Here is a 13413-nt window from a genome sequence, read left to right as displayed (position 1 = left end):
TATTTATAGTAAATTTCTTCTTCAGAGCGGGCAATTTCATTACTACAATAAAACTACAGGTTGTTTTTTACTAAACTGGCAATAAAGATAGCTTTTAAAAGCTTACATTTTAAAAGTATAATCTTACTTTAGCGGTAACTTTACGCGGTTAGTTTTTTGCAACTGTAGGCCGGCAGCCTGGCATGCCATATTTCTCTGGACTGAGTTACAAAGAGATAGGTATAGCTTCCGCGATATTTCACTAATTTTAGACCATGAGCAAAGACAAATACTTTATCATTGATTTTGACAGTACATTTACACAGGTAGAGGCCCTGGACGAACTCGGGGATATTTCATTACAAGGTGACCCCAACAAAGAGCAGGCGCTGCAACAGGTTAAAAAGTTAACTGACAGCGCCATGGCCGGTGAGAGCTCCTTCTCCGAAGGGCTTGCCCAACGCCTGCGCCTGCTTAAAGCACACCAGCATCATTTGCCGCAGCTTATCAGTCACCTCCATAACAAGGTATCCGAGTCCATCCGCCGCAACAAAGAATTCCTGACGGAATTCTCCGATCAGATTTTTATTGTGTCCAGCGGTTTCAAAGAATTTATTACGCCTATCGTAACAGAGTATGGCATTAAGGCAGAAAACGTATATGCCAATACTTTCCGGTTTGATGAACAGGGCAACATCGTTGGCTTTGACGAGGAAAATGTGCTGAGCCTGGACAAAGGCAAGATAAAGCTGCTGGAGCAGTTAGCGCTGTCCGGTGATGTATACGTATTGGGCGATGGTTATACTGACTATGAAATTAAAGAGGCAGGCCTGGCCAACAAGTTCTACGCGTTCACCGAAAACATAGCGCGCGAAAAGGTAATTGCCAAGGCCGAGCACATAGCCCCCAGCTTTGATGAATTTTTATACCAGAACAAACTACCTATGTCTATCTCCTATCCCAAAAACCGCATCAGCGTACTGCTGCTGGAAAACATACACCCCAAAGCCGTTGAGCTGTTCCAGCGCGAAGGCTACCAGGTAACCGCATTGCCGGGCGCCCTGAGCGAAGATGAATTATGTGAGCAGATTCAGAAAGTATCCATACTGGGCATCCGCAGCAAAACGCACGTAACGCGCAGAGTGCTGGAGCATGCCACCCGCCTCATGAGCGTGAGCGCCTTCTGCATCGGCACCAACCAGATTGACCTGAATGCCTGCCTGGAAGCCGGCATCACGGTATTTAATGCCCCTTACAGCAATACCCGCAGCGTGGTGGAGCTGGCTATAGGCGAAATTATTATGCTGAGCCGTAATATCTTTGACAAGAGCATTAAGATGCACCAGGGCAAGTGGGACAAATCAGCCACGGGCAGCTACGAAGTACGCGATAAGAAACTCGGCATTGTAGGCTATGGCAACATCGGAGCGCAACTGTCGGTGCTGGCCGAGGCGATGGGCATGGAAGTATACTATTACGATGTAGTAGAGAAGCTGCAACTGGGCAATGCCCGCAAATGCGATACCCTGCACGAGCTGCTTGAGAAAGTGGATATGGTAACGCTGCACGTAGATGGCCGCCCGGAAAACAAAAATATGTTTGGCGCAGAACAGTTTGCCGCCATGAAGCCAGGCGCTCTTTTCCTGAACCTGAGCCGTGGCCACGTGGTAGACATTGAAGCACTGGTGGAAAATCTGAAATCCGGAAAAATACGGGGCGCCGCTGTAGATGTGTTTCCGCAGGAACCGGCTACTAACAAAGAGGAATTTGTAAGCGAGCTCCGTAATCTGCCCAACGTGATACTTACGCCGCACATTGGCGGCAGCACATCCGAAGCACAGGTAAACATTGCCAACTTTGTGCCCAACCGCATCATGGATTATATCAACTCAGGCAATACATACCAGAGTGTTAATTTCCCGAACATCCAGCTGCCGGAACTCAAAAATGCACACCGCCTCATCCACATACATGCCAATGTGCCGGGCGTGCTGGCAAACATCAACCAGGTGCTGGCCAACAACCATGTTAACATTCTGGGACAGTACCTTAAAACCAACGAGCGCGTAGGCTACGTCATCACCGACATCGACAAGGCATACGACAAGCAGGTAATCAACGACATGCGACAGGTGGCTCATACCATTAAGTTCCGCATACTTTATTAATTTTGATGGTTTGATGATTGATGTGCTCTTGCCCCGGTAGTATAAGGGGCAGTCTCATTAAACAGGAACCAACTGCTCTTTTGGATTTGCAATCCGAAAGAGCAGTTGGTACTTTTAGCCTTTCCTAAATTAATCTGAAATAGATTTCTCTTTTCGTCTGAATGACAGCCTTATCATCATAAAGCATGAACAACAAAGTATACTTCACCCCCGGCCCGTCAGAATTATACGCCACCGTGCCACAGCATATGCAAACGGCCCTCGATGAAAAGATTGGCAGCATCTCGCACCGTAGCCAGCAGTTTAAGGATATTTACGCCCATGCTGTGTCAGGACTGCGCCAGTTGCTGCAACTGCCCGATAACTTTGAGGTGCTGTTTCTGGGCTCAGCCACCGAAATCTGGGAGCGGGCTATTCAGAATACAGTGCGGCAGGAGAGCTTTCATCTGGTAAACGGTTCATTCTCGAAGCGCTTTTATGAGGTGGCAAAGGAATTGGGCCGCACAGCTACCAAGTATGAAGCGCCGTTTGGCGAGGGTTTTGACGTGCAAAGTATAACAGTGCCGGAAACGGCAGAACTGGTAGCCCTTATCCAGAATGAAACCAGCTCGGGCACCAGCATGCCAGTGGCAGAAATTAACCGGTTCCGGGAAAAAGCGCCCGCGGATGCCCTGATTTTTGTAGATGCCGTATCGTCGCTGCCGCATCCGGCTTTTGATTTTACCAAGGTAGACGCGGTATACTTTTCGGTGCAGAAATGCTTTGGCCTGCCGGCCGGTTTGGGCGTATGGCTTGTAAACGACCGCTGCGTGGCAAAAGCCGAAGCCATACTTGCGGACGGCGACTCCATTGGCTCGTACCACAGCCTGCCAGGTATGGTGCAGAAATCCCGAGAAAACCAGACTGCCGAAACGCCTAATGTGCTGAACATTTACCTGCTGGGCAAGGTGCTGGCAGACATGAACCGCAAAGGTGTTGCCCAAATCAGGAAAGAAACAGAAGAGAAAGCCGCGCAGGTTTATACTTACCTGCAACGCAGCAAGGTTTTCGATGCTGCTGTGCAAAACCCGCAGCACCGTTCTGCTACTACCATTGTAGCGAACACCACGGTGCCCGCCTCAGAAGTAAACAAACAGCTGGCAAAGTATGATTTGGCACTGGGCAGCGGTTACGGCAAGTATAAGGAAAGCCAGATTCGCATCGCCAATTTCCCGGCCCACAGCCCCGAACAGATGCAAAAGCTGGTAGAGAAGCTGGAAGAACTGTTTGGGTAACTTTGAGTTAGAGAGTTAAAGAGTTAGAAAGTTAAAGATTTGAAGAGTTAAAGGGTTGAAGAAGTATGGGGAAGATAAAAGTTGAAGCCTTGTTCTTCCCCATTTTCAATAAACCTGAACGCGCGGAAAGATGGAAATGCATATACTTCACGATGCTCCTAAATCAGACTGAAAATTTGAGGTGATAGACCGCAAATAACTCTCTAACTCTTCAAATCTTTAACTTTCTAACTCTTTAACTCTCCAACTCAAAACACCTGTCCTATTTCCTGCTTTACAAAACTGATGGCACGGGCTGTCGGGTCCTGCTCTGTGGCAAGCACCGTTTCCAGAATTCGCTTGGCCAGGTCGGTGCCCCGGGCGCCTTCGGGCAGTTCCTGGTAAGTTTTGTTGATGAGGCTCACCATGTCTTCGCGGGCGTGTTTTACCTGCTGCCAGGCCTGCTCCGTCATGTATACCTGCTGCGACATGTTGTGGTTAAACTCGTTGCGTATTTCGGAGAGCAGCACCCGGTGATAGTCGGCAGCAGTATGGCCTGCGGCGCTCACGCGCAGCAGCAGGTTGCTGGGCGTAATGCGCTCCAGCAACAAAACCACGCGCTCGTAGGCCTGCAGGCGTATCGGTAGTACCACTTCTGTATTTTTCTGGCGCAGTTCCAGCAGGCGCATCTGGTAATCGCGCTCATAATGCTTTTTTACAAGGTAATACATCGCTGCGGCCACAATCAGGGCAGGCAGGGCAATCTTTAAAAGGTCTATGATAAAAATGAGGAGTTGCTCCATAGTTGTGCTTTGAAAGTATAAATATCGCAAAAAATTAATTTCCGGTGCATGAATCATTTACGCATACCAGCTGTTTAAGAAGTACAAAAGACGGCCACACACGTATATTTCCTGAGAAATGTGTAAATTTGTGGCTACAAATAATGAACAGCATAATGATGGCAACAGAAACTAAAACCGCTCCTATTACCCTGACAGAAAAAGCTTTGGTTGAGGTTAGAAATATAATGCAGGAAAAGAATGTGCCCGAAGAATACGGCTTGCGCGTAGGCGTGCAGGGCGGTGGCTGCTCCGGTATGTCGTACCTGCTTGGCTTCGACAAACCAAAGGAAACAGATGAAATCTTCCATTTAGAAGGAGGCGTAGACCTGATTATGGACAAGAAGCACGCCATGTATGTACTGGGCATGCAGGTTGATTTTCAGGATGGTCTGAACGCCCGCGGCTTCACGTTTACCAACCCGCAGGCGAAAAGTACCTGTGGTTGTGGCAGTTCTTTCTCCGCTTAAAGAGCAACTTCTTTCTCTTTAGATATGCAAAGCCCGGCAGTTATGCCGGGCTTTGTTGTTTTTATACCTTAAACGTTGTGGTTTGCCACGTCTCCGAAAGACCAATACCTTACCATTTGCTTACTTAACTGAATTGCAAAAGGCCGCCCTGTTAAGGTCGGCCTTTTGCTATCAGCAAGTATATTTCTGCCAAAAGGAGAATCTCTATTTTAAAGAAGCCGCTGAAAGCCCGCTGTTTATCTTTACATCTTTTACTTTGAACTCAAACCCGGAGCTTGTTTCAGTAAACGGTATTTTAATACCTGTAGCAACAGGCTGGTAGTCGCTCCACTCTGTAACGGCTAGCCCATCGGGAGTTTCTGCTGTCTGTTTTATCTTTAAACCTGTTTCCGCATCATAATAATTCTTCACTTCCAGGCCCTGGGGTGTTGTAACGGTAACCAGGTAAGCCAGTTTTTTATCCACCACCTGAAGCACGGGAGCCAATTGTAAGCTGTACCCTTTCTGCGTATAGTCCAGTTCAGGAAAAAGCTTGTTGGTCAGCTTCAGCTGGTTTTTTGTTTCTTCGTCCAGCGGAATGCTCATGTTCCTTGTCTGAAAGTTAACACTGTCTCCGTTAACCAGTACCTGCACTAAACTCATGTTATAGGCAGGTATGGTGATGCTTTCGAAAAATTTATCGGGCATGATGTACTTTTTCTCTAACACTAAATCTGCACCCTGCACCTTACCGGCAGCAGTTATACTTACATCCTGTACATTTTTTAATTTAGCAGCACCACCTATCGCGTCCAGGTATGATTTTATGACGGTACTGGCTGTAATGCCCTTTTCTACAGGAATGGCGCTTAAAGAATTGTTACCCGGATTGATGTCCGGCAGGCGATGGCCGGGATCGAGGGTAACGTACGTTATCTTAGAAGATGATTTGTAGGGGAAGGTCCGCGTACTGCCGTGCTGCCATATCTCTACAGGCAGCCTGACTGTATCTGATTTCCCATTCTCTTCCTGTACCAGCGCCGTTACCTGCAGCGCCATTTTGCCAAGATTCTCAACCGTTATCAGAGCGCCTTTGGCCGGATCGCCGGCCACATACGCAATATCTGTAACAGCCTGATCCAGTTTCCAGGTGTTCATAAACCATTCGTTCCAGAACCAGCTCAGATCCTCCCCGGCAGCATTGTCCATTGCATGAAAGAAGTCCCAGGGTGTCGGATGCTTGAATGCCCAATGGTCTATGTAATTCCGGAAAGCATAATCAAAGCGCTCTTCACCCAGTATTTGCTCGCGCAGAATAGTCAGGCCTAGGGCAGGCTTGTTGTAGGCCGCATAGCCCAGGTAGTCGGCTTGTATTACATCCGGAATGTTCATGATGGCATCGGCCCCGGCGCCGAACATTTGCCTGGCCCCCTCCTGCACGTCTTCCGCCTCGTAATATTCGCCATTGTTGAAAGCTTCGGTAGCCCCATCGTTGATGAACGTATTGAAGCCTTCGTCCATCCAGGCATACTTGCGCTCGTTGGAACCCACAATCATCGGGAACCAGTTATGCCCGAACTCATGGTTGGTAACGCCCCACAAGCGGCTGCCCTGGCTTTTATAACTGCAAAATACGATGCCCGGATATTCCATGCCGCCCACAATGCCGGCCACGTTGGTCGCCACAGGATAAGAGTAAACATACCATTTATCGGAATACAGCTCAATGGCCCGTTTTACATACTCCGTGGAACGTCCCCAAGCACTGTCTCCCGCGCTTTCGACAGGGTATACCGATTGTGCCAGCGCCTGTTTGCCACCCGGCAGGTTAATGCGGGCAGCATCCCATAAAAAGGCTTTAGAAGCAGCCCAGGCCACATCGCGCGAATTCTTGCATTTAAAATGCCAGGTCAGCATTCCCTTGTCTGTGCGCAACACCTGGCCCGCTGCATCTGCCGAATTCTTGATGAAAACTGTTTTTTCACTCTGCCTCGCTGTCTCCAGCCGGTCGAGGGCTGTGGGCGTCAGCACGTCTTTCGGATTAACCAGTTCTCCGGAGCCAACCACCACCAGGTTTGCAGGCGCCGTAATGGTATAATCGAAATCGCCATACTCCAGGTAAAATTCCCCGGCGCCCAGGTATGGAAGCGTGTTCCAGCCCGACACATCATCGTATACTTCCATGCGCGGGTACCATTGGGCGATTTCATAGATCCAGCCATTCTTTGTCTTCAGCCGGCCCATGCGATCGGTACCATACTCAGGCACAGTAAAAGCATACTCTATGCTGATGGTGATTTTATCGCCGGGCTCTAAGGCTTCTTTCAGCTTTATTTGCAGGCGTGTATCCGTCACCACGTAGTCCACTTTTTCTGATTTCCGCCTGTTCACGATGGAAACTGACTTAATCTCGTTTCCATTGGTATAGGACTTATTTGCATAACGCCCGCCGGTTACGGGGCTGGTCGCTTCGGCTCTGGAGTCTTCGCGGTAAATATTCTGGTCTACCTGCAGCCACAGGAAAGGCAGTTGATCAGGGCTGTTGTTGGTATAAGTAATGAGGGAAGTGCCGCTTATGCGATGCTGGGCCGTATCCAGAACAACATTCAGCTTGTAATCTGCCTCGTTTTGCCAGTATTTAGGGCCCGGCACACCGCCAGCCGATCGGTACATATCGGAGGTAGCAGGATAAAACAAGGGATCAAAAACCTCGTGCTGATCGTAGGTAGACGTACTTTGCGGCTGATTTTGGGCCTGGCCGCTGAAAAAGCACAGCGACATGAGCAAGGCCAGGGCAATCTTGTTGTAATTCATGTATAAGTTTATCATAGATGAGAGAATGAATGCCTTCAAAGCTACGACGATGTCCGGGCAGCAGACCTTATCACTACCCTGTCCGTAAAAGAGATGTCATAACTTTGATTAAGTAAATAAGGCTACGTTGTGTTTCCTGAAAAGATTTACCGGCAGGCATTTCAGCTTCGCTTTACCGAAAGTATATCAAATGCTATTTTTGCCGCTTCTCAACAGTTTTATAAAAATCAACCAGGCATAATCAATATGTACTCATACGATAGATCACATGAGTACACATTAATCAATCAGCACATTACTTAGCCGTTTATACCCTGTAGAACAGCCACTTCGACAGTTCTTTATAGTTCACTTTCTTGCCATACATCAGGATGCCGACGCGGTAAATACGGCCGGCAAGCCAGGTCGTAAAAATAAAGCCAAGTATAAGCAGCGCCATCGACAGCAGCAGTTGCCAGGCAGGCACACCGAAAGGTACGCGAACCATCATCACGATAGGCGAGGTAAACGGGATAATGGACATCCAGAAAGCTACCGGCCCGTCCGGGTTTTTGAGGACAACGCTGTAAGACAGGATAAACGAAATGATGAGCGGTATTGTGATCGGAAACATGAACTGCTGCGTATCCGTTTCGTTGTCTACAGCTGCACCAATGGCCCCGAACAGGGAACCGTAGAGCAGGTAGCCTCCCAGGAAGTAGAAAAGAAAGCAACCTACAATAAGCGGTATGTTCAGGTTGCCGATGGCGTTAAAAGTATCCGTCATTATCTGCGAAGCTTCATTTTTTTCCTGCGCTGTCGTTTCGTTGTCTACTTCCGCTCCGGCTGCTGCCTGCCCCGATACAATTTGCTGGGCCGGCGTAGGTGCCGGTTCTATGCCAAAAGCCGCCTGCACACCCGAAACCACCACAAACGAAAGTATAACCCAAAGCAGGAATTGCGTCAGGCCTACGGCAGCAATGCCTATAATCTTGCCCATCATCAACTGGAAAGGCTTTACAGAGGATATGATAACCTCTACAATGCGGCTCGTTTTCTCCTCTATAATGCCGCGCATAATTTGCACGCCGTACAAAAAGATGAAAAAGTAGATGACAAAAGCGCCCATAATGCCTGCGCCGGAGGTTACGAAAGCATTGTTGTCTTTTTCGCCTTCGTCGCTCAGGTTTACCGAGGATACTGAAATATCGGCTTTCATGTTCTTAAGCACTTCCCGATCTAGGCCGGAGGCAATCAGGCGCTGGTTCTCCACCTCTTTTTCCAGCATATTCTCCAGCCGTATTTTGGTTTGCAGGCTGGTATTCTTCTTCGAGAACACCTTGATACCCGTTGGGTTATCGAGTGTAATGTTGGGGATGTAGAGCAGCGCCGTGTTGTCGGTCTGGCGGTATACTTCCTTGGCCTGCTCCAGCGAACCGCCAAGCGGCACCAGTTTCAGGTCATCTTTGCCCTCCAGTTTGCCGGCAAACAGGCCGCTTTCGTCCAGCACCATCACTGTTTCTGCGCTGTCAGACATGGTCATCAGCAGGCCTGGCAACACCATAAAGGCTGCCAGCAGCACCGGCGTCAGCAACGTCATAATAATGAAGCTCTTCTTGCGCACGCGTGTCAGATACTCACGTTGGATAATCAGCCAGATTTTAGACATGATGTGTTTCCGTTACTTTTTGGATGAAAATATCATTTATACTTGGTACCAGTTCCACAAACGAGTGTATTTCCACCCGCTCGATTAGGTAACGCAGCAGGTCGTTGGGCCTGGAGCCGTTCAGCAGCTTTACATTAGCCCGGAAGGTGCCATGGTTCTCATGCTGCTCCAGCACCTCGTAGTCGGGTGAGGTGATAAGTAAACGGCCGTTGCCGATTATCTGAAATGTATCTGTTTTATAGGTATTTTTAATTTCCTTCACTGGGCCGTCCAGCACTTTACGCGCACGGTTTATCAGGGCAATGTTGTCGCACAACTCCTCCACCGATTCCATGCGGTGGGTAGAAAAGATGATGGTGGCGCCGCGCTCCCGCAAGCTCAGGATTTCGTCTTTAATCAGGTTGGCATTAATGGGATCGAAGCCGGAGAAAGGCTCATCAAGTATAATCAGAGCGGGTTCGTGCAGCACGGTGGCGATAAACTGCACTTTCTGCTGCATCCCTTTAGACAGATCCTCGATATTTTTCCCTACCCATTCCTTCAGCTCGAAACGGCTGATCCAGGCCTTGAGGCGCGTCGTGGCGTCCTGCCTGCTCAGGCCCTTGAGTTGCGCCAGGTATAACAGTTGCTCCCCTACCTTCATCTTTTTATACAGGCCACGCTCCTCGGGCAGGTAGCCGATATCTTTGATGTGACCGGGTTTCAGGCGCTCGCCCTTAAAGTATATTTCGCCGGTATCAGCTCCCGTAATTTGGGTGATGATGCGGATGAGCGATGTTTTGCCGGCGCCGTTGGGCCCCAGCAGGCCAAAGATGCAGCCTGCCGGAATTTCGAAGCTGACGTTGTCGAGCGCTGTGTGGCTGGCATAGGTTTTTGATACGCCGTCTATCTTTAGGATACTCAAAGCTGATGACTGTTTGGTTCTATCAAAAATAGCTTTATCCTGATCATCAGACAAATATATTTCGCCCGTGATATACTTTATCGACCAAGCCGGGATTTGACCTGACAGAACACAACATAAACCGGATGAAAGCGAAATTGCACAGCATAAAGCAAGCGCCGGGCTTCAGGTGTTTGCGCCCGCCGGTCATACTTTATCAACAGCTAAGTGGCAGGTGATTAAATCCGTTCAGGACCACGGCAGGCAGAAGAATCGAACAAGTTTATAAATCAATATGCCGCTTTCTTATTGCTAAGAAAGCGGCATATTGATTTATACTTGCGGAAAACAAGTCTTTTTATACTTGTGTCAGCAGTTCTTCCTTATTGTAAATAATCTTTCACTTTTTCGAAGAAGCCTTTGTCGTTTTTACCCGGATTCGGCACAAAATTATCGGACTCCCGCAGGCCTTCCAGCAGGGCGCGTTCGTCTTTACTCAGCGATTTTGGTGTCCATACATTAATATGTATCAGCTGGTCGCCTTTGCCGTATCCGTTTATATCTTTGATGCCTTTGCCACGCAGCTTAAAAATCTCACCGCTTTGCGTACCCGGCTTTATACTCACTTTTACCTTGCCCGTAATAGCCGGCACCTCTATCTCCGCCCCCAAGGCAGCATCCATAAAGCTGATATACTGGTCGTAGATCACGTTGTTGCCATCGCGCTTCAGGGTCGGATGCGGCTCTTCTTCTATCTGAATCAGCAGATCGCCGGGCACGCCGCCGCGCTCGGGCACATTGCCTTTGCCGCTCATCGAAAGCTGCATGCCATCCATCACACCGGCAGGTACATTAATGCTGATAACTTCTTCCTGCTGCTTGCGGCCTGAGCCGTGGCATACATTACAGTTATTGGTTACAATGCGGCCCTCGCCGTGGCAGGTAGGACAGGTAGCCGTGGACACCATCTGGCCCAGCATGGTATTTACTACCTGGCGCACCTGGCCCGACCCCTGGCAACTGCCACAGGTCTGCATGTCGGTGCCGTTCTTGGCGCCATTACCGCCGCAGGCCTCGCAGGCTACATAGCGTTTTACTTTAATTTTTTTCTCTACACCGTTGGCTATTTCTTCCAGGTTCAGTTTTAGCTTGATGCGCAGATTACTGCCTTTGCGCACGCGGCGTCCGCCACCAGAGCGGGCGCCACCGAAGAAACTCTCGAAGGGGCTACCACCGCCGCCAAAAATATCGCCGAACTGCGAGAAGATGTCTTCCATGTTCATGCCGCCACCGAAGCCGCCGTTCATCCCCTGATGTCCAAACTGGTCGTAACGGCGGCGCTTCTGTTCATCGCTGAGCACTTCGTAAGCCTCGGCTGCCTCTTTAAACTTGTCTTCTGCAGTAGGATCGTCGGGGTTCTTGTCCGGGTGATATTTGATCGCTATTTTGCGGTAAGATTTTTTGATTTCCTCCTGCGCTGCGCCTTTACTTACGCCTAATACCTCGTAATAATCTCTCTTAGCCATTACCTATGCTCCTATTACAACTTTTGCAAAGCGGATAACCTTGTCGTTTAAAGTATAACCTTTCTCCACTACATCAATTACTTTGCCTTTCAGTTCATCCGAGGGCGCCGGAGCCTGCGTAATCGCCTCCTGAAAATCACTGTCGAAGTCGTCGCCGGCATTAATTTCAATGGGCTTCAGGCCCTTTTGCTGGGTTACATTCTTCAACTTCTGGAAAACCAGTTCCAAACCCTGGATTACAGCGTCCACGTTACTGGTCGTTTCTATCGACTGACGGGCACGCTCCATGTCATCCAGCACGGGCAGCAGGCTTTCCATCACATCCTGTGTAGCCGTTTTGCTTAACTCGATACGCTCCCGGGCTGTACGGCGGCGGAAGTTCTCAAACTCGGCCATCAGGCGTACATACTTGTCTTTCATTTCTGCCAGTTCTGCTGCGCTACCATCCTGCTGGTCAGCACCAGCCTGATCTGTATCCTGCTCCTGTCCGTCAGTTTCGGCGTAGGTAGTATTTTCCTGTAAGTCCTCGTTTTCCTGGTCTTTCTTAATATCTTTATCTGACATAATGCCTTAAATTTTAGGTTTATAAGTCTGTGTTGTGTTGGCAATTAGTCTGCCAAATCCACTTCCGTGACAATCTGACATTTTAATTTTGAATAACTGAATTTTGAATAACTGAATTTTTCTAAAGGTCACAGTTATACTTTACGTTAACCTTTTACTATCTAATTATTCACGCATTTGATTATTCACTCGTTTAAAATTACAAAGCTATACTTTGCCGCAAGTATAAAAAAAATCGGCAGACAGCTTTGCAGCCTCCACCGATTGGCAGGTTTATACTTTGTCGGGCCGGGTTTAGCTGTTCAGCGCCTGCCAGATCATATCTTTTAACTGCATGATGTTCTTGCCCGAGATGCTGGAGATAAATACGGCCGGCAAATCTGCAGGCAGCGTTTTCCGCATTTCCTCTTCCAATTCCTCGTCCAGCATATCTGATTTGGTGACAGCCAGTATACGCTTTTTATCCAGTAGTTCCGGATTAAAAATCTGCAGCTCGTTTAGCAGTACGCGATATTCCTCGGCAATGTCGGCGCTCTCACAGGAAACCATAAACAACAGCATCGAGTTCCGTTCGATATGGCGCAGGAAGCGTAACCCCAGGCCTTTGCCTTCTGAGGCGCCCTCAATAATACCCGGGATATCGGCCATCACAAACGACTTATAGTCGCGGTAAGCAACTACGCCCAGGTTTGGCTCGAGGGTGGTAAAGGGATAATTGGCAATTTTAGGCTTCGCTGCCGAAACGACGGAAAGCAGCGTAGATTTACCGGCATTCGGGAAGCCAACCAGCCCCACATCTGCCAGCAGTTTCAGTTCCAGCACTACCCACTCTTCTATGCCGGGCTCACCGGGCTGGGCATGGCGCGGCGTCTGGTTGGTTGCTGATTTAAAATGTGCGTTGCCCAGGCCGCCGCGGCCACCGGGCGTAAGTATAATTTCCTGTCCGTCCTCTGTCACCTCGCACATCACCTCGCCGGTTTCCGCATTCCGGGCAATAGTACCCAGCGGCACTTCCAGCACGTCGTCTTTGCCCTGTGCCCCGAAAGAGTGACTCGGGCCGCCGGACTGTCCGTTTTCAGCAATAATGTGCTTGCGGTATTGCAGGTGCAGCAATGTCCATAGCTGGGAGTTGCCACGAAGTATAATATGTCCGCCCCGGCCGCCATCGCCACCATCAGGCCCGCCCTTAGCCGTGAGTTTGTCGCGGTGCAGGTGTGCCGAGCCGGCGCCTCCGTGACCGGAGCGCGAGCAGATTTTTACGTAATCAATAAAGTTAGATGATGCCAA

10 protein-coding genes are annotated in these 13413 nt (G+C 49.2%); 3 read left to right on the top strand and 7 right to left on the bottom strand.

Annotated elements, in window-relative coordinates; genetic code table 11:
* Positions 1-254 precede the first annotated feature (254 nt).
* Positions 255-2147, top strand: a complete 1893-nt coding sequence (gene serA / locus I2I11_RS02075) for a phosphoglycerate dehydrogenase (protein ID WP_196265995.1) — start codon at positions 255-257, stop codon at positions 2145-2147.
* Between the two features lie 185 nt (positions 2148-2332).
* Entirely contained in the window at positions 2333-3421 is a 1089-nt protein-coding gene (locus I2I11_RS02070) for an aminotransferase class V-fold PLP-dependent enzyme (RefSeq protein ID WP_196265994.1), read from the top strand.
* Between the two features lie 248 nt (positions 3422-3669).
* Here I2I11_RS02070 and I2I11_RS02065 read toward each other — a convergent pair whose 3' ends face one another.
* Entirely contained in the window at positions 3670-4203 is a 534-nt protein-coding gene (locus tag I2I11_RS02065; RefSeq protein ID WP_196265993.1) for a DUF7935 family protein, read from the bottom strand.
* Positions 4204-4361: 158 nt separating this feature from the next.
* Between I2I11_RS02065 and I2I11_RS02060 the strand changes: the two genes are divergently transcribed.
* Entirely contained in the window at positions 4362-4712 is a 351-nt protein-coding gene (locus tag I2I11_RS02060) for a HesB/IscA family protein (RefSeq protein ID WP_196266453.1), read from the top strand.
* Between the two features lie 204 nt (positions 4713-4916).
* Here the strand turns inward: I2I11_RS02060 and I2I11_RS02055 are convergent, their stop codons facing one another.
* The 6 genes from I2I11_RS02055 to obgE all read right to left on the bottom strand — a co-directional run bounded on the left by I2I11_RS02055 (position 4917) and on the right by obgE (position 13413).
* The gene (locus I2I11_RS02055; RefSeq protein ID WP_230679831.1) at positions 4917-7520 is read right to left on the bottom strand and encodes a M1 family metallopeptidase; all 2604 of its coding nucleotides are present in this window, start codon (positions 7518-7520) and stop codon (positions 4917-4919) included.
* 292 nt (positions 7521-7812) lie between these two features.
* Complete coding sequence (locus tag I2I11_RS02050; protein ID WP_196265992.1) at positions 7813-9153, bottom strand: ABC transporter permease; 1341 nt, start codon at positions 9151-9153, stop codon at positions 7813-7815.
* The gene (locus tag I2I11_RS02045; protein ID WP_196265991.1) at positions 9146-10057 is read right to left on the bottom strand and encodes an ABC transporter ATP-binding protein; all 912 of its coding nucleotides are present in this window, start codon (positions 10055-10057) and stop codon (positions 9146-9148) included. The genes I2I11_RS02050 and I2I11_RS02045 overlap by 8 nt, the downstream gene beginning before the upstream one ends.
* Positions 10058-10419: 362 nt before the next feature.
* On the bottom strand, positions 10420-11562 hold the full coding sequence (dnaJ, locus tag I2I11_RS02040) for a molecular chaperone DnaJ (protein ID WP_196265990.1): 1143 nt from the start codon (positions 11560-11562) through the stop codon (positions 10420-10422).
* A gap of 3 nt (positions 11563-11565) precedes the next feature.
* The gene (locus I2I11_RS02035) at positions 11566-12126 is read right to left on the bottom strand and encodes a nucleotide exchange factor GrpE (protein WP_196265989.1); all 561 of its coding nucleotides are present in this window, start codon (positions 12124-12126) and stop codon (positions 11566-11568) included.
* A gap of 294 nt (positions 12127-12420) precedes the next feature.
* Positions 12421-13413, bottom strand: a complete 993-nt coding sequence (gene obgE, locus I2I11_RS02030) for a GTPase ObgE (protein WP_196265988.1) — start codon at positions 13411-13413, stop codon at positions 12421-12423.

It is taken from the genome of Pontibacter rufus (genome assembly GCF_015694705.1).
Classification (GTDB): Bacteria; Bacteroidota; Bacteroidia; order Cytophagales; family Hymenobacteraceae; genus Pontibacter; species Pontibacter rufus.
This window is presented reverse-complemented; position numbering and strand designations above follow the sequence as displayed.

Coding starts and splice junctions, on each gene's coding strand:
- serA (WP_196265995.1), top strand. CDS start 255: ATGAGCAAAGACAAATACTTTATCATTGATTTTGACAGTACATTTACA.
- I2I11_RS02070 (WP_196265994.1), top strand. CDS start 2,333: ATGAACAACAAAGTATACTTCACCCCCGGCCCGTCAGAATTATACGCC.
- I2I11_RS02065 (WP_196265993.1), bottom strand. CDS start 4,203: ATGGAGCAACTCCTCATTTTTATCATAGACCTTTTAAAGATTGCCCTG.
- I2I11_RS02060 (WP_196266453.1), top strand. CDS start 4,362: ATGGCAACAGAAACTAAAACCGCTCCTATTACCCTGACAGAAAAAGCT.
- I2I11_RS02055 (WP_230679831.1), bottom strand. CDS start 7,520: ATGATAAACTTATACATGAATTACAACAAGATTGCCCTGGCCTTGCTC.
- I2I11_RS02050 (WP_196265992.1), bottom strand. CDS start 9,153: ATGTCTAAAATCTGGCTGATTATCCAACGTGAGTATCTGACACGCGTG.
- dnaJ (WP_196265990.1), bottom strand. CDS start 11,562: ATGGCTAAGAGAGATTATTACGAGGTATTAGGCGTAAGTAAAGGCGCA.
- I2I11_RS02035 (WP_196265989.1), bottom strand. CDS start 12,126: ATGTCAGATAAAGATATTAAGAAAGACCAGGAAAACGAGGACTTACAG.